The organism is Rhizobacter sp. OV335 (genome assembly GCF_900142965.1).
Classification (GTDB): domain Bacteria; phylum Pseudomonadota; class Gammaproteobacteria; order Burkholderiales; family Burkholderiaceae_C; genus Rhizobacter.
In genome coordinates this window covers 32,883-49,068 of sequence record NZ_FRCQ01000016.1, presented here as the reverse complement: position 1 = coordinate 49,068, position 16,186 = coordinate 32,883, and the positions used below count along the sequence as shown (strand labels likewise).

Below are 16,186 nucleotides of genomic sequence, written 5' to 3'. Positions count from 1 at the left end.
TTTCTCTCCTGCTTTCCATGCATCGCATTCGGAGCCCGGCCCATGGGGCTGACAACTGCGGGCCAGACCCTGCTTGCCAGCAGCGCGGTGTTCCTTGGTGCCTCGGTCTGGGTGGGGCGGCGCGTCTCGCAGCGCCTGCGACCCGGGACGGGGACCAACGCGCTGGTGGTGGTCATCATCTTTGCGTTGATTTCCTTGTTCGTGCCCTTCAGCTATTGGACCGGCCAGGCGCTTCACGCCCTTGCCACCAAACCCAGGTACAGCGCGACCGTGGTGGGGTACACCTCCGAGTACCGCGACTATCAGGAAAAAGACGCCAGAGATCGCACCGTCACCCGCCAGCGCTTGATGCACACCGCCCAGGTGCGGTTCGTGGGTCCCGATGGTGAACCGCTGGAGTTGCCCAGCTCGGTGGCATCGACCGAGGTTCCCCTCGAAGGGGCATCGGTGACGGTGGTGTACGCCCCGGGGGACCGGGTGGCCGCAGAGCTCAGCGCCCGCAGCGTGGGCCTGTGGCTCGGGGCGAGCGTCATGCTGTTCATCCTCGGCTATTGTTTGTGGGCCACGGTCTGGTACGCACTGGGCCATCCGATGAAAGGCGTAGCGGCCTTCGGCATGGCGTTCCTGTTCCGCTTTCTTTTGCCGGGCATCACGTTGCTGATGGTGCTGGCCCTGGGCTACGCGGCGCTCAAATACTTCGCCTTGGGCAACCCGGACGACCATCCGCTTTGGGTCGCCTGTTTGTGCACCCTGTTCACCTTGGCGCTGCTGCCTCTGCTGGTGATGCTGCTCACACCGAAAAGAAATCGATGACTGTCACCTCGAATATGTCGATCGGCATTCTCGCGATGAGCGTCATGGCGCCGGCGTTTGCCACCAGGCAGTGCCCACCGGAATTCGGGAAGAAGTCGGACGGGTTCATGATGGTCGGCTGGGGCTTGCTGCTTCTGGCGCTGGTGGCTGGCATTGCGCTGATGTACCTTGTCGTCAAGCGCACGCGCCGCTGGAAACTTTGGCACCGACTCCCCGCACTGCTGTTGGGAGGAGCCGGCATGCTGGCCGTTTGGGTCGGTGGAATCGGCATCTTTTTCGGGGCGTTCGTATTCGCTTGCTGATGCAGCGGGCGGTGCCGGCAACCCGTCCCACGAGAACAGCTGCCCGCCCTGCCCGGCCGTCGGCTTGACCGACAGCAGGAGGCGCGGCGTAGACAAGCCCGGAGACACACCGGGAGCAGCGGCGCAGTCTTGGGCCGCGATGTGTCGGCGGGGACGTCAGTAGTCCGTCCAGCTCATGGAGGCGGGGCCTGCAGATGATCGACGCAGTGCCAGACGCTGAATTTGCCCGCGAAAACCGTGCTGACCGACGTTCATCGCGCGAAAAACAGATGGCGTCCGAGATGATCGAGCCACAGGTCCCAGTTCAGGGTGATTGCCACCAGGCTCGCCGTATCGCCCACGATGTGAGCCACCATGTTGGCCCAGAGGTTCCCGCGTTGCTGGAGAAAGAGCAAGCCAAACAGCAGACCCAAGGTGCCGGCAAGCAGCATGCCGCTCGGACCCTGATGTCCGTGCGCCAGAGAAAAGAGGATCGCGGCCAGCAAGACGGCAGCGAATCGCGCCGGCACCGAGTTTCCCAACAGCTCTGCAGCTTGAGAAATGAGATAGCCGCGGTAGACGATTTCCTCGGCAACTCCGGCGGATATCCAGACCGTCGGCAAAAGCGGCAGCAGCGAGCGCCAGTTGCCACGCAAGTGGTCAAACCCGCTCAGGTCGCGAGGAGTCGCGGTGAGGTGCTCGATGACGGGGCTCAGCAGAAGACGACTCAACAATACCAGCCCGATTCCCGCGGCAGCACCGAGTACGACGGCATGCCCCCATCTGCGAGGTGGCCCCAGTCCCAACTCGGCGATGGGCGACCCTGGTTTGAGCCGAACCATCACGATCGCCAATACCGCGCCAACAGGAACAGTCCAGTACGGCGAGACGAACGGAACGTAGAAGGCCGCAAGGGGTACGAGTACCAGCCCTGCGAGGTACCGGTGCATTGCCGCAGCCAAGGCCTCAAAGCCCAGCGCCAAGCCGAGCAAGTACCTCTGGCAGCACTCCATAGGCCCGGGCAGACGCCAAATGGTCGATGTAGTCTCGGGATTCGACAATGAGGCCGGCGACCACGCGCACGACAAAGATGCATCGGGTATTCAAGGCCCGCTGGCCAACACGACCTGCGTAGCGAAACTCGACAATGACGACCTCCGGATCGGCGGTCGTGTGCAATCGAAAGTCTTCAACGCTTGATGCAACCGACACGTCCGCTTGCGGCAGCCGTGAAAAGTGGGCTCTCAGGGCCTCTCGACCTGCGGTTGCCGAATTGGCATGTTCCGGGTGAAGAGGATGGGTGACGTAGGCATCCAGGGCGTACAGGCCTGCCAATGGTTCGATCTGACTGTGGTCCCCGTTCCTCAACATGGTCACGCGGTCAACCAGCTCACGAACGGTCTCTCCTGCGGTGCGTGTCAAGTCAATCTCCTCTTTCCAGTCGACCGGCGCGTGAAACGCGAGCCGGGCCTTGTTTCGCGCGCGTCAGAAGCCCGTCCAGCAAGGCCTTGAACGCCTTCACCGCGTGCTTCGACGTCGCGGCCGGATTGTCCGCATGGGCGATCCACTGCGCCGCGTGCAGCGCGGCTCCGCTGAGCAGGCGGGCGGCACCTTCCGGATCGACATCGATGATGACGCCGTCCTTCTTCAGCCTTCCGAGGTTTTCAGTCATCGAGCGGTTGCACTCGCTCTGCGAAGGCCAGGACGAGGGGTCGCCCAGCACCGCAGGGCCGTCGCGCAAGAAGATGCGCTGGATCTCCGGCTCCAGGGCCATCTCGATATAGGCGATGTTCTCATCGACGAAGCCGCGCCAGGGATCCTTCGCCTTCGAAGAGATGGCGTGCAGACGGTGCGACATTTCGGCGTCGCGCCACGTATATACGTCGCCATCGTCTCGAAAGCAATGAGTCTCCGATGTCCAACCCCTACGGTGAGATATTCAGACCGCCCGGAGCCAAGGGTTTTGCTGCGGCCGGCTTCTTTGCTCGCCTGCCGATTGCCATGGCGACGATCGGCATCGTCGCCATGCTGTCCCGCACCCACGGCGAATATTGCAGCCGCCGCCAGCCTGGTGCTGGGCGGATATGCCGTCGGCTCTCTCTTCGTCGGGTTGTTGTTCGGCGCCTTGAAGCTCAGCACGCAGCTCTCGCGCCAATTCGCAACGGCAATCGCCATCGCGGCGGCAACGACAGTGCCGCTGCTGTTCGTGGGCAACATTCCGATGCTGGCATTCGCGCTGTTCGTCAGCGGCGCGGCAATCTCGCCCACCTTCATCACGGCTTTCGGATTGGTCGAACGCCTGGTCCCTGCCGCCAAGCTCACCGAAGGCATCACCTGGGTGATGACCGGCATCGGCATGGACATCGGCTCGTTCGCCTCCGGCTGGGTCATCGACGCCTTCGGACCAGGCCAGGGATTCTGGGTGTCGATCGTGGCCGGCGGCGATGCCATCCTGATCGCACTCCCCGGCCAGTGCAGCCTCACGGTTTCGCCCTTGACGGGCGAGCAGCGCCCGGCACTCGCGTGACCATGAGTTGATTGGTCATCCCCGAACCCGATGAACTCGCCGGTAGCCGGCCGTGGTCGAGGCGATCGCGCAGGCGCGGCCGGACATCCTGTTCGTCGCGATCAACTCGCCGCGCAAGAGGAATTCCTCGCGCGCTGGCAGCGCGAGATGCGCGTGCCTTTTGCGATGGGCGTCGGCGGCACCTTCGACGTGATGGCCGGCCTGACGCGGCGTGCGCCGCGCTGGATGCAGCGCAGCGGCCTCGAGTGGTTCTACCGCTTCCTGCAGGAGCCGCGCCGCATGTTCAGGCGCTACTTCATCGAGGACATGGGCTTCTTCGGGCTGCTCGCGATCGCGATGCTGCAGCGGCTGGTCGGGCCGAAGCGCGCACGGCGCGAGGCCTGAGAGGCGCTGCGGCGGGATCCGGCCTGGCGGCTCAGGTCAGCTGGCCCCAGGCCGTGGCCAGGCATTCCGATCGCGGCAGCCACTACGCCGGCAGCGAGCATGCCGCCTTGATCGCGAGCAACAACCTGGTTGCCAGCATGAGCCGCAAGGGCAACTGCTGGGACAACGCCGTGATGGAACGCTTCTTCCTGAACCTGAAGATGGAACGCGTCTGGCAGCGCGATTACGCCAATCACGCCGAAGCGATGATCGATGTCGCCGACTACATCGCCTGCTTCTACAACCCCGTCAGGCTCCATTCCACTCTCGGCTATCGCTCGCCTGTCGAGCATGAGCGTCAAGCCGAACTGACCCACTGAGACTAATACCTGTTGGGGCCAGTCGGTGAAACGACGGCGGGGGACTTGATGCGGTGGAATGCGGCAAGCGGATAGCCTTGGCTCAGCAATTGATCCACATGAGCCGGTGATATTGCTGTGTCGCAATGCGTCATGGATCTCGGTCTCATAAAGGGAGACAACCCGACGTGCCGGTCTCTTTACGACGTTCTCTCCGTGCTCGGAGAGGATGAGAGTCCGTTGTCGCTGCGAAGCGCAGGTCTGAATCAGACGGGTTGCTGTCGCTCGCCTTCGACGGTGGGATGACGTGACGCCCCCGATCCGCACGAGAAGCGGATGTCCTGGTCGCGGATGTCGTCGATCGAAATCATCTGGCTCTCCCTGTCGCTTCTTGTTTGAGATGCGGATCGTGCCAGGAGACGATGCCATTGGATATCGCAAATGACCTCGCACTGCCAGCATGGGCCGCGTCGGTTTTTCGCCCGATTCGCATCGAGATCGCGCAAGCTCAAGTCGCGGGCATTGTTTTGCCGCTACCCGAATGCGCTCCGGCAGGTCAACGCGGCGCGTTGACCTGCGGGCTCAGCGGTGATTGAAGCGTTGCACCCAGGCCAGGCTGTTGTCGTCGTTCCAGCGCGCTCATGGCGCGACCACGCGCTTGACCCGGCAGTGCAGCCAGCTGTCCGGAAGCTCATGGGGCAACTGCGGCGGCATGCCGACCCGGACCTTGCCGGTGGCGCCGGCCAGGCCGCAGGGTTTGTCGGCTTCGACGCTGACCTCCATGGGCATCAGGCAGAGCCCCGGCACCGTCCCGTCCTCGCGGCTGAACTGCTCCAGGGACAGCACGAGCACCTCGCCCGGCAGCAATTCGACCGCAGTCTCCTTGCCGTCCAGCGTCTCCGGCTTCCACTTCACCACGCTGTCATGCTGGTCTGCGCTCCGGCCCGATTCCGCGTTCAGGCCGATGGACCTGATGGCGCACGTGCGTTCGCCCCGGTTCAACACGGCCACGCGGACACCGTTCTCCGCCTGCTTTGCGGCTCCGGCATCGACGTAGTACCACTTGGCATCGAACGAGGCACAGCCCTGCAGGGCGACCAGGCAAATGGCGCCGGCGAAGCGGCGTGTCGTCGCATGCAGGGCCGGCCTCATGGGTTCTGTCCGCTGACATTGCGCCGCGGCGCGCTGTTGACGATCGCCTTGCGGACCTCGTCCAGCGTCTCCAGCGCTGTCTTGACATCGTGAGCCGTGACGACGGCCGAGGCCGGGCGCGCCGCCTCCTGCACCCGCGCCACGCGTTCGACAGCGGAGGCCGTGCGCTCCACGGCCGTCACCAGCGCCGGTGGCACCGGCGTGCCTTTGAGCTGGTCCCGCAGTCGCCTCAGCTCCTCGTCGAGTCGGGCGATCTCGCGCCGCCAGTCTCCGTTCCCCCTGCCCGGATCCCCGATTCCCAGGTCGTGGACGACTGCAGCCAGCTTGCCGATCGCCTCGGTCAAGGCCACCACTTGCTCGGCATCCAGGCCCGGCAGGTTCCGCTCGCCAACCAGCTTGAGCGTGTTGTCCGCCAGGCTGACCGTGGTGCCTTCCTTCAGCGTCACCGTGCTGTCCTTCAGCACCACGGTACCGGTCACCGCCACCGACCCCGCCAGCACGGCCGTGGTGGCCAGCGTGCTCCAGGAGCTGCCCATGGCCAACGGAAATGCAACGGCGGTCCCCAGCTTCTCCTTGGCGGCCGGCTCCTCCGGCCTGCCGCCGGCCCCGGCGGGTGCCAACAACGGCCCACCCGCCGGCCCCATCGGCCCGATCACCGGTGTCCAGCGCTCCGGTTGCTCCTGCGGGTCCCAGCGCCCGTCCCCCGTGAATGTCTGCTGGACGCTGAACAGCCCCAGCATGCGGTAGCTCTCGAACTGCGCCTCGTCGAAGGCCTGGTTCGAGGTCGGATCGTGCGGGAACACGTCCTTGCGCCTGCCTTTGACCTTCTCGATCGCCGCCGCCGCATAGCGCTGCACGTCCATCGGCTCGTCACCGCTCAGCACCGGCTTGAGGTAGATGATCGTGCCTTCGACGCCCTGGCCGTACAGGACGCGGCCGATGGCATGGTGGCGCCCGTTTTTCTTCGCCAGGTCGGACGATGGCAAGCCATCATCGAAGCGCACCTCCACCCCCAGGTCGATGCGGATCTTGCGGACGCTGCTCTCCAGGTCGGCATACAGGAACTCCGGATCCTCGGTTGCATCGACCAGCACGATGCGCCGACAGCGCCGCCGCACCATCTCGTAGAGGCCCAGGTTCTCGAAGTGTCCGCCGTCGGACAGGTAGACGAAGCTCTTGTCCGAACTCGTGCCGGCGACGGCCTCCCTCAGCACGCTGCCCAAGCCGAAATCCGGCTCATCGGAGAGCCAGACCTTCCGGAAGCGCGGATCGGTGTTGGGCAACCACCAGCCCAGGCGCACATTGAAGAAGCTCATCGCGAAGGCGACGATCTTCGACGTGTGGTATCCCATGTTCGGCGACGCCGCCGCGCCCGAGATCGCGACGGCCCGTCCGAGCGTCAGCCCACCCGTTGGCGCCGGGGTGGACTGGCCCGGTGATGTGCTGCTGTCCGGCAGCGGCTTTCGACCGTATTGGTGCGTCCTGGCATAGCCCAGGGTCGGGCTGCCGCAGTGCAAGGGCGTGATCGTGAAGGGGGCCGCCTTGCGTTCCTGCCATTCCAGCCGGTTGCCGGCCGCCTGCGCGAGATTGAGTGCGACATTGACCACGTGCAACATGCGCTTGCGGCCGTTGGGCATCAGGTCCGCCATCGGCAGGTTGTCCTCGGGATCGAACCCGGTGAACCAATGCGCCCGGCGCTTGCGATGCGTGGCCCCGAGATAGGCCCGCGCCAGGCGGTTGCCGTACATGTTGTGCAGGGAGAAGGCATTCACCCCGGTGAAGACGGTGACGACGACACCGACGATGGCGAGCACCGCCGCAGCGCCGAGAAGTTCGAGCGGTGTACTCCGGTCGAGCACCCACCGATAGGTCGCGGCCGGCACCGAATCGACGGGGGCCCGCGGCGGGTCGGGCAGCAGCGCAGGGCAGGCGCGTTGTGCCGCGGTCCGACGCGATGCGTGCTCTGCCGCCATGACGCAGATCGACTCCTCGGTGCGCAGCGCCACCTCGAACTTGGGCCGCCGTGCATCGAGCTCCGCCGCGAGACTGCGGTCCCCGATCGCCAACGCGGCCGAAACGGACAGGCTCAGCGCCACCACCAGCAGCAGCCCGAAGCCGAGCGCGGCCAGGTCCAGCACGCGCACGCCCAGCCGCGACGCCCAGGTTTCGGCATCGGCCTTGAGTGCCGCTCCGCGCTTGCTCCAGTAGCCGAAGGCGCTGGTCAGCACGCCCAGGAGGACCGTGCCCCCGCCCACCCACCCGCCGGCCTCGGCCTGGCCGCGCAAGAACGGCGCCGACAACAACAGGCCGGGTGCGCAGATCACCAGCCAGGCGAAGACAACCCAGGCGAGCGTGAAACCCAGCGATACCGCCGACGCCCGCGACCACCATTCGCGATCGTCCTCGGTCGTGAAGCGCCTGGCCCCTGCCACGTGGAGGGTCACCGTGGCCCAGAACACGGCAAGCAGCGCAGGGACGGCCAGCACCGCATAGGCGTCCCGCCACGAGCCATGCAGCAGCGCACCATGGCTGCAGCTGAACGACGCGAAGCCCGCCAGCCCCAACCCACCGATCACACCGGTCAGCGACGCTGTCGCATAGGCCGTTCCCCGGAAGGTCGCGCGCCAGGCCTCCAGCCCACGCAGCGGGCGCAACCACCATCCCACCCGGGCACCGGCCACGTGAAGCAGCAGTCCGGCCAGGGAGAAGCCACCGCAGAGCCAATACCACGGCTTTTGGAACAACCTGTTGCAGGTGGTTTCGGCATCCTGCCAGGCCCACGCACCGGCCCAGCTCAGCAGCAGCGCTGCCACGCCCAGGGGCAGCATGCAGAAGGTCAGGAAGTGGTTGTGCGGTTTGCGTCGTGGCGCTTGATCTGCGTCGAGCGGCGGCCCCGGCAGGTCAGCGGCGATGTAGGCCACGGCGCCCGCGACCAGCAGCAAGGCGGCAACTGCCAGCAGAGTGACGTGCCCTGCCGCCACCCCCTTCACCCCCACCATCGCCACCTGCCATCGCGGCAGCAGGACTGCGGCCGCCAGCAAGGGCAGCATCACCATCCAGTTCAGCACCAGGTTGCGCACGAAGGTGGCGACCAGCGTCAGGGCATCGGTCGACAGACCCCAGACCGGGCTGAGGTAGTTGGTGTAGGCACGCAGCCGGTCGACCGGCCAATGGCGGTTGACCCGGTGCTCCGGCCGGGGCGGGCCCACGAAGTCGGGAGGGGTCCGGGTGACCGGCGGGTGGGCACTCTCGTGCTGCAGGGTGTCGACGACGCCGTCCAGCCCGCCGACATCACGATGGATCCAGCTCGACAACCAACCGCCGATGTAGCCTCCGCCGGAGACGGTGGACAGGTAGTGGAAGTCCTTCAGCAGGCCGGCGCGCGCGAGTCCCTGGATCACCCCCAGGCAGAAGGTCGCGCTGCGAATGCCTCCGCCGGACAGGCACAGCGCGGTCGGCACGTCATCGCCGTCGAGCGTGTCGAGCCGGCGGTTCAGCGCCGTCAGGCGCTCAAGCGATGGCGCGCCGGCGTCCGGCACGAAGGCGGGCTGTGCCTCGCCAAACAGCAGCACCACCTCCGCCTCCAACACCTCGCAGAGCGAGCGCGCCGCACCCTCGTCTGAATGAGCGTCCATGGGAAGCCCTCCCGCAGGAGCTCATTGTTACGAGCGCAGCCGCGGCGCGCCTCCCATGGATTGAGGACGCACCGCAAGCCCGTGCAGCCAGGGCCTCTTCCCCATGCGGATCCATCCCACCGCGAGAGGACGGGTTTGTGCGGATCGGCAACGTCGGACATCTAGAATCGATCATCGATATCCAGCCGGGCCCGAGCCGCATGGCAACGAGCAGGAAAACACCTCCGAAGAAGAAGCCCCGCGTCGCCGAACCGCCGCCGGCCGACGCGCTCTACAACGTGTCGCTCGACAAGGGCCTGCAGGTGCTGCGGGCATTCGATGCCGCGCATCGCACGATGACGATGGTCGAACTGGCCGCCCTCACCGGCATGAGCAAGGGGTCGGTGCAGCGCACCGTGCACACGCTGCAGGTGCTGGGCTACATCGGCAAGCACCCGCAGACGCGCCGCTTCCAGCTGCTGCCCCGGGTCATCGAGATCGGGTTCAACTACCTGGCCGCGCATCCGCTGATCCGCGCGGCGCATCCCTACCTGTCGCAGCTGGCCAATGCCAGCGGCGAGACGGCCAGCCTCACCGAGGCGGTGGACCAGGAGATGGTCTACGTGGCCCAGTTGCTGGCGCCCAAGTTCATCCCGGTGCTCACGCCGGTGGGCATGCGCATCCCGATGTACTGCACCAGCTCCGGCCGGGCCTTCCTGAGCCGCCTGTCGGAAGCGCAGGCCCGCACGCTGCTGGAGGCTTCGGCGCGCGAGCGGCGCACCGCCGCCACGCTGACCGATGTCGACGCGATCATGAAGCGCGTCGCCTTGTGCCGCAAGGTCGGCTACGCGACCAACTGCGAGGAGCTGTTCCTCGGCGACATGGGCCTGGCGGCTGCGGTGATCGACAGTGCCGGCCGCCCGGTGGGCGCCGTGCACGTGTCGCCGCCCACCAGCCGCTGGACGATGGACGAGGCGCAGAAGCAGCTGGCGCCGATGGTCATCGAGTGTGCGCGCGCGATCTCGCACGCGATGGCCCACTGATCACGTCGCCCTGTCGAGCATCGCGTGCAGCAGCACGTTGGCGCCCGCCGCGATGTGCTCGGGCAGCGCGTCCTCGATCTCGTTGTGGCTGATGCCGTCCTTGCAGGGCACGAAGATCATGCCGGTGGGGGCCACCCGGGCCACGTAGACGGCATCGTGGCCGGCGCCGCTGACGATGTCCATGCAAGGCAGGCCGAGGGCCTCGGCAGCCCGGCGCACGCTGCCCACACAGGCCGCGTCGAACGCGCAGGGGTCGAACTTCACCACCTGGGCGATCGCCACCTGCAGCCGGCCGGCATCGGCGATGGCCGCGAACTCGCGCCGCATCGCGGCGTCCATGTGGTCCAGGCCCGTCTGCTGCGCGTGGCGGAAGTCCACCGAGAAGCGCACCTCGCCGGGCACCACGTTGCGTGAATTGGGCGTCACCTGGACGAAGCCCACCGTGCCGCGGCCGTCGGGCGCTTCCGCCAGCGCGATGCGGTTGACCGCCTCGACCATGCGCGCCGTGCCCAGCATCGCATCGTGCCGCAGGCCCATCGGCGTGGGGCCGGCGTGTGCGTCCATGCCGGTCACCGTCACGTCGTACCACTGCTGGCCGAGCGCGCCTTGCACCACGCCGATCGGCAGGCCCTGCGCCTCGAGCACCGGCCCCTGTTCGATGTGCACCTCGAAGTAAGCCGCGAACATGCCGCCCGGGACCTCGCCGCAGGCCTGCGTGCCGCGGTAGCCGATGCGCTCGAGTTCGTCGCCCACCGCCAACCCGGCCAGGTCCTTCTCGCCGAGGATGCGCGCGACGTCGAACACGCCGGCGAACGCGCCCGAGCCCATCATCACCGGCGTGAAGCGGGTGCCCTCCTCGTTCGTCCAGAACGCGACCTCGATCGGTGCGCGCGTGCGGATGCCGCGATCGTTCAGGGTGCGCACCACTTCGAGGCCCGCGAGCACGCCGAAGTTGCCATCGAACTTGCCGCCCGAAGGCTGCGTGTCGATGTGGCTGCCCGTGGCCACCGCGCGCGCGGCGGGGTCGGTGCCGGCACGTCGTGCGAACACGTTGCCCACCTCGTCGATGCGCACCGCCATGCCGGCCTCGTGGAACCAGTGCAGCACGAGATCGCGGCCCTGGCGGTCTTCGTCGGTCAGCGCGATGCGGCGCACGCCGCCCTTGGGCGTCGCGCCGATGTGCGCCAGGTCCATCAGCGATTGCCACAGGCGTGCTCCATCGACCTGGAGCGCGGTGGGTGCGGGAAGGGTGTTGTTCACGGGGTGAGTGCAGGTGGAAGGGTTGAACGGCAGCGCCTGGCGGACAGCAATTTGCGAGCCAATGGTATGGACAAACAGTCATCAAGTATCGAAAACGAGTCTTGTTGTATCGACTATCGATACACGACAAACCGTTTGGCACAGCGCTTGCATATCCGGCGTCGAGCCCGTGAATCCCTCAACCCCACCCGGATGGTGACCCGATGAGCCCGAACCCGTTGTTGTCTTCGCGCCTGCGCAATCGCATGGTCGTGCCCGCGATGGCCGTCTCGCTGCTGTGCGGCGCAGCCGCCATGGCGCAGGAGAAGGTGCTTCGCATCGCGATGACGGCGGCCGACATCCCGCGCACGCTGGGTCAGCCCGACCAGGGCTTCGAAGGCAACCGCTTCACCGGCATCCCGATCTACGACTCGCTCACGCAATGGGACCTGTCGAAGGCCGATGCCCCGAGCGTGCTGATCCCGGCGCTGGCCACGTCCTGGGCGGTCGATGCCAAGGACAAGACGAAGTGGGTGTTCAAGCTGCGTTCCGGCGTCAAGTTCCACGACGGCTCGGCGTTCAATGCCGACGCGGTGGTGTGGAACGTCAACAAGGTGCTCGACAAGTCGGCGCCGCAGTTCGATGCCAGCCAGGTCGGCGTGACGGCCTCGCGCATGCCCACGCTGCGCAGCGCGAGGAAGCTCGACGAGCTGACGGTGGAGCTCACCACCAGCGAGCCAGATTCCTTCCTGCCGATCAACTTGACCAACCTCTTCATGGCCTCGCCCGCGCACTGGGACGCCAAGCTCAAGGCGGTGCCTGCCGCCACCGCCGATGCCGCCGAGCGCACCAGGCAGGCCTGGACGGCCTTTGCCGCCGATCCTTCGGGGTCCGGCCCGTTCAAGGTCACGCGCTTCGTCTCGCGCGAGCGACTGGAGCTGGCCGCCAACAAGGCCTACTGGGATGCGAAGCGCACGCCGAAGATCGACAAGGTGGTGCTGATCCCGATGCCCGAGGCGAATGCGCGCACCGCCGCGCTGCTGGGCGGCCAGGTCGACTGGATCGAGGCGCCCTCGCCCGATGCGATGCCGCAGATCCAGCAGCGCGGCTTCAAGATCTACTCGAACGCGCAGCCGCACGTCTGGCCGTGGCAGCTGTCGTTCGCCGAAGGCTCGCCCTGGCTCGACAAGCGCGTGCGCCAGGCCGCCAACCTGTGCGTCGACCGCGGCGGCCTCAAGCAGCTGCTGGGCGGCATGATGGCCGAGCCGAAGGGCACGGTGCCGCCGGGCCATCCGTGGTGGGGCAACCCGACGTTCGACATCCGCTACGACCTCAAGGCGGGCCAGGCCTTGATGGCACAGGCCGGCCACTCGGCCGCCAAGCCGCTGAAGGTCAAGGTGCAGATCTCGGCCTCGGGCTCGGGCCAGATGCAGCCGCTGCCGATGAACGAGTTCGTGCAGCAGTCGCTGAAGGCGTGCTACTTCGATGTGCAGTTCGACGTGATCGAGTGGAACACGCTGTTCACCAACTGGCGCAAGGGCGCGAAGGACCCGTCGGCCAACGGCGCCAGCGCCGTCAACGTGAGCTTCGCGGCGATGGACCCGTTCTTCGCGATGGTGCGCTTCGTCAGCACCAAGACCTTCCCGCCGGTGTCCAACAACTGGGGCTATTACGGCAATGCCGAGGTCGACAAGCTGGTGGCCGATGCCCGCACCGCCTTCGACGACACGGCGCGCAACGCGGCACTGGCCAGGCTGCACGCCCACATCGTCGACGACGCGCCCTTCGTCTGGATCGCGCACGACGTCGGCCCGCGCGCGATGTCGCCCAAGGTGAAGAACGTCGTGCAGCCGAAGAGCTGGTTCATCGACATCGCGACGATGACGATGGACTGAGCATGCTTGCCTACCTGGCCCGGCGCATCGTGCTTGCGCTGCCCATCATGCTCGGCGTCGCGCTGGTGTGCTTTGCGCTGGTGCACCTGGCGCCGGGCGATCCGCTGGTGTCCATCCTGCCGCCGGATGCGTCGGCCGAGCTGCAGGCGCAGCTGCGGCAGTTGTACGGCTTCGACCGCAGCTACCCCGAGCAGTTCGTCGCCTGGCTGTGGCGGGCCCTGCACGGCGACCTGGGCGTGTCGATCGCGACCAACCGGCCGGTGATCGGCGAGGTGCTCAAGGCCGTGGTCAACACGCTGCGGCTGGCGGTGGTGGCCACGCTGATCGGCTTCGCGCTGGGCTGCCTGTTCGGCTTCGTGGCGGGCTACTTCCGCCGCTCGTTCATCGACCGGCTGGCATCGATGCTGTCGGTGCTGGGCGTCAGCGTGCCGCACTACTGGCTGGGCATGGTCCTGGTGATCGTGTTCTCGTCGCAGCTGATGTGGCTGCCCGCCACCGGTGCCGGACCCAGCGGTTCCGACGACTGGGCCTGGGACGGGGCGCACCTGCAGTACATGCTGCTGCCGGCGCTGACGATGTCGGTGATCCCGATGGGCATCATCGCGCGCACGGTGCGGGCGCTGGTCTCGGAGCTGCTCGACCAGGAGTTCGTCGTCGGGCTGCGGGCCAAGGGACTGACGAGCTTCGGCATCTTCCGGCACGTCGTGAAGAACGCCGCGCCCACCGCGCTGGCGGTGATGGGCCTGCAACTGGGTTACCTGCTCGGCGGCTCGATCCTGATCGAGACGGTGTTCTCGTGGCCGGGCACCGGCTTCCTGCTGAATTCCGCCATCTTCCAGCGCGACCTGCCGCTGCTGCAGGGCACGATCCTGGTGCTGGCGATGTTCTTCGTGCTGCTGAACCTGCTGGTCGACATGCTGCAGACGCTGCTCGATCCGCGCATCGCGCGTGGGTGAGGAAAGTGAGGAAAGGATGGCCGTGAGCACCCTTGTCATGTCGTCCGCGGCCTCGCCCGCACGGCGTTCGCGCGGCTACTGGGCTTCGGTCGGCCACCGCTTCCTGCGCGATCCGGTGGCCGTCGGCGCCGCCATCGTCGTGCTGCTGTGGCTGGGTCTCGCGCTGTTCGGGCCCTGGCTCGCGCCGGCCGATCCGTACCAGGCTTCGATGCTGCAGCGGCTCAAGCCCATCGGCACGCCGGGGCTGCCGCTGGGCAGCGACGAGCTCGGCCGCGACATGCTGTCGCGCCTGGTCGTCGGCGCGCGGCTGTCGCTCTTCATGGGCATCACGCCGGTGCTGTGCGCCTTCCTGTTCGGCGCGTCCATCGGCATCGTCGCGGGCTATGCGGGCGGCTTCGTCAACACCGCGATCATGCGCACGGTCGACGTGTTCTACGCCTTCCCGTCGGTGCTGCTGGCGATCGCGCTGTCGGGCACGCTGGGCGCGGGCGTCTTCAATTCGCTGGTGTCGCTGACGATCGTGTTCATTCCGCAGATCGCGCGCGTCGCCGAAAGCGTCACGACGCAGGTGCGCGGGCGCGACTACGTCGAGGCGGCGCGGGCATCGGGCGCGGGCGCCTTCACGATCGTGCGCGTGCACGTGCTGGGCAACGTGCTGGGGCCGATCTTCGTGTACGCGACCAGCCTGATCGCGGTCTCGATGATCCTGGCCTCGGGCCTGTCGTTCCTCGGCCTGGGCGTGAAGCCGCCCGAGCCCGAGTGGGGACTGATGCTCAACACGCTGCGCACGGCGATCTACGTGCAGCCGTGGGTGGCCGCCTTGCCGGGCGCGATGATCTTCATCACGTCGATCACCTTCAACCTGCTTTCCGACGGCCTGCGCTCGGCGATGGACAACAAGGCATGAACGAGCCCCTCCGCCCGGTGCACGACGACGTCGGCGGGCCGGCGCAGCCGCTGCTGACCATCCGCGGCCTGCAGAAGCACTACCCGCTGGCCAAGGGCTTGCTGGGTCGCGGCGGCGGCAGCGTGCGTGCCGTCGATGGCATCGACTTCGAGGTGCGCAAGGGCGAGACGCTCGGCGTCGTGGGCGAGTCGGGCTGCGGCAAGTCGACCACCGCGCGGCTGCTGATGCAGCTGATCCGGCCGACCGCGGGCGAGGTGGTGTTCGACGGCCGCACCGTGGGTGGCCGCGATCTGCCGCTGAAGCAGTTCCACCGCCAGGTCCAGATGGTGTTCCAGGACAGCTATGCCTCGCTGAACCCGCGTCTGACGATCGAGGACTCGATTGCCTTCGGGCCCCAGGTGCACGGCAGCGGCCGCCGGCCGGCGGTGCAACGGGCCCGCGACCTGCTGGCCCGCGTCGGGCTCGAACCGCAGCGCTTCGCCGAACGCTATCCGCACGAGCTGTCGGGCGGGCAGCGCCAGCGGGTCAACATCGCCCGCGCGCTGGCGCTGCAGCCGCGGCTGCTGATCCTCGACGAGGCGGTGTCGGCGCTCGACAAGTCGGTCGAGGCGCAGGTCATCAACCTGCTGCTCGACCTGAAGGCCGAGTTCGGCCTCACCTACCTCTTCATCAGCCACGACCTGCAGGTGGTGCGCTACCTGAGCGATCGCGTGATGGTGATGTACCTGGGCCGCGTGGCCGAGCTCGGGCCGTCGGAGTCTCTCTACGCCGGGCCGCTGCACCCCTACACCCGGGCGCTGTTGTCGTCGATGCCGTCGATGGACCCGGACCACCGCACCGAACGGGCGCTGCTGGCGGGCGATCCGCCGAACCCGATCGACCCGCCCGCGGGCTGCCGCTTCCATCCGCGCTGCCCGGATGCCGCGCCGGTGTGCGGCCAGCGCGCGCCCGTGCTGGCCGCGCGGCGTGGCGCACACACCGTGGCCTGCCTGATGCACGAACCGGGCAGCGGCCACCCGGCGGCAACCTAGGAACAA

General features: G+C 67.3%; 15 protein-coding genes and 1 pseudogene. 10 read left to right on the top strand and 6 right to left on the bottom strand.

From position 1 onward, the window contains the following. Positions 1-42: 42 nt before the first annotated feature. Together BUE42_RS17485 and BUE42_RS17480 are read left to right on the top strand one after the other, a co-directional pair. Positions 43-813, top strand: coding sequence for a hypothetical protein (locus BUE42_RS17485; RefSeq protein WP_073466512.1), 771 nt, complete (start codon positions 43-45; stop codon positions 811-813). Further along, positions 810-1,115 carry a hypothetical protein gene (locus BUE42_RS17480; protein WP_143171564.1) on the top strand — a complete coding sequence of 102 codons (306 nt, stop codon included), beginning with the start codon at positions 810-812 and terminating at the stop codon, positions 1,113-1,115. Before BUE42_RS17485 ends, BUE42_RS17480 begins: the two co-directional genes overlap by 4 nt. Before the next feature lie 251 nt (positions 1,116-1,366). Here the strand turns inward: BUE42_RS17480 and BUE42_RS17475 are convergent, their stop codons facing one another. From BUE42_RS17475 to BUE42_RS17465, 3 genes are read right to left on the bottom strand one after another with little or no spacing between them, the layout of a single operon-like run. Then, positions 1,367-2,077 carry a CPBP family intramembrane glutamic endopeptidase gene (locus tag BUE42_RS17475; RefSeq protein ID WP_235002415.1) on the bottom strand — a complete coding sequence of 237 codons (711 nt, stop codon included), beginning with the start codon at positions 2,075-2,077 and terminating at the stop codon, positions 1,367-1,369. Further along, positions 2,061-2,516, bottom strand: a complete 456-nt coding sequence (locus BUE42_RS17470) for a nuclear transport factor 2 family protein (RefSeq protein WP_143171563.1) — start codon at positions 2,514-2,516, stop codon at positions 2,061-2,063. The genes BUE42_RS17475 and BUE42_RS17470 overlap by 17 nt, the downstream gene beginning before the upstream one ends. Before the next feature lies 1 nt (position 2,517). Further along, a complete protein-coding gene (locus BUE42_RS17465) occupies positions 2,518-2,952 on the bottom strand; it encodes a hypothetical protein (protein WP_200798982.1) in 435 nt (144 codons plus the stop codon). A gap of 213 nt (positions 2,953-3,165) precedes the next feature. Here BUE42_RS17465 and BUE42_RS17460 point away from each other — a divergent pair, with 213 nt between their 5' ends. From BUE42_RS17460 to BUE42_RS17450, 3 genes and pseudogenes are all read left to right on the top strand, one after another. After that, on the top strand, positions 3,166-3,621 hold the full coding sequence (locus tag BUE42_RS17460; protein ID WP_235002414.1) for an MFS transporter: 456 nt from the start codon (positions 3,166-3,168) through the stop codon (positions 3,619-3,621). A 147-nt stretch (positions 3,622-3,768) separates the two neighbouring features. Next, the gene (locus BUE42_RS17455; RefSeq protein WP_200798980.1) at positions 3,769-4,005 is read left to right on the top strand and encodes a WecB/TagA/CpsF family glycosyltransferase; all 237 of its coding nucleotides are present in this window, start codon (positions 3,769-3,771) and stop codon (positions 4,003-4,005) included. Between the two features lie 62 nt (positions 4,006-4,067). Continuing rightward, positions 4,068-4,364: pseudogene (locus BUE42_RS17450) on the top strand (integrase core domain-containing protein); the annotation flags it as partial. Positions 4,365-4,982: 618 nt separating this feature from the next. On the opposite strand, the gene BUE42_RS17445 reads toward BUE42_RS17450, so the two are convergent. Together BUE42_RS17445 and BUE42_RS33045 are read right to left on the bottom strand one after the other, a co-directional pair. Further along, positions 4,983-5,495 carry a hypothetical protein gene (locus BUE42_RS17445; RefSeq protein WP_073466504.1) on the bottom strand — a complete coding sequence of 171 codons (513 nt, stop codon included), beginning with the start codon at positions 5,493-5,495 and terminating at the stop codon, positions 4,983-4,985. Then, positions 5,492-9,130, bottom strand: a complete 3,639-nt coding sequence (locus BUE42_RS33045) for a hypothetical protein (protein ID WP_073466502.1) — start codon at positions 9,128-9,130, stop codon at positions 5,492-5,494. Before BUE42_RS33045 ends, BUE42_RS17445 begins: the two co-directional genes overlap by 4 nt. A gap of 200 nt (positions 9,131-9,330) precedes the next feature. On the opposite strand from BUE42_RS33045, the gene BUE42_RS17435 reads away from it, so the two are divergent. Continuing rightward, complete coding sequence (locus BUE42_RS17435) at positions 9,331-10,152, top strand: IclR family transcriptional regulator (RefSeq protein WP_073466500.1); 822 nt, start codon at positions 9,331-9,333, stop codon at positions 10,150-10,152. On the opposite strand, the gene BUE42_RS17430 is transcribed toward BUE42_RS17435, so the two are convergent. Beyond that, on the bottom strand, positions 10,153-11,412 hold the full coding sequence (locus tag BUE42_RS17430) for a Zn-dependent hydrolase (RefSeq protein ID WP_073466498.1): 1,260 nt from the start codon (positions 11,410-11,412) through the stop codon (positions 10,153-10,155). Positions 11,413-11,657: 245 nt separating this feature from the next. Between BUE42_RS17430 and BUE42_RS17425 the strand changes: the two genes are divergently transcribed. Genes BUE42_RS17425 through BUE42_RS17410 form a run of 4 tightly spaced genes read left to right on the top strand, consistent with a single transcriptional unit; the run spans position 11,658 to position 16,180 of the window. Further along, complete coding sequence (locus BUE42_RS17425; RefSeq protein WP_073466607.1) at positions 11,658-13,286, top strand: ABC transporter substrate-binding protein; 1,629 nt, start codon at positions 11,658-11,660, stop codon at positions 13,284-13,286. Positions 13,287-13,288: 2 nt separating this feature from the next. Continuing rightward, positions 13,289-14,242, top strand: coding sequence for an ABC transporter permease (locus BUE42_RS17420; RefSeq protein WP_073466496.1), 954 nt, complete (start codon positions 13,289-13,291; stop codon positions 14,240-14,242). 37 nt (positions 14,243-14,279) lie between these two features. Continuing rightward, positions 14,280-15,149: an ABC transporter permease gene (locus BUE42_RS17415; RefSeq protein WP_369822976.1), complete on the top strand. Its 870-nt coding sequence runs from the start codon at positions 14,280-14,282 to the stop codon at positions 15,147-15,149. After that, positions 15,146-16,180, top strand: a complete 1,035-nt coding sequence (locus BUE42_RS17410; RefSeq protein WP_073466492.1) for an ABC transporter ATP-binding protein — start codon at positions 15,146-15,148, stop codon at positions 16,178-16,180. The genes BUE42_RS17415 and BUE42_RS17410 overlap by 4 nt, the downstream gene beginning before the upstream one ends. Positions 16,181-16,186 lie beyond the last annotated feature (6 nt).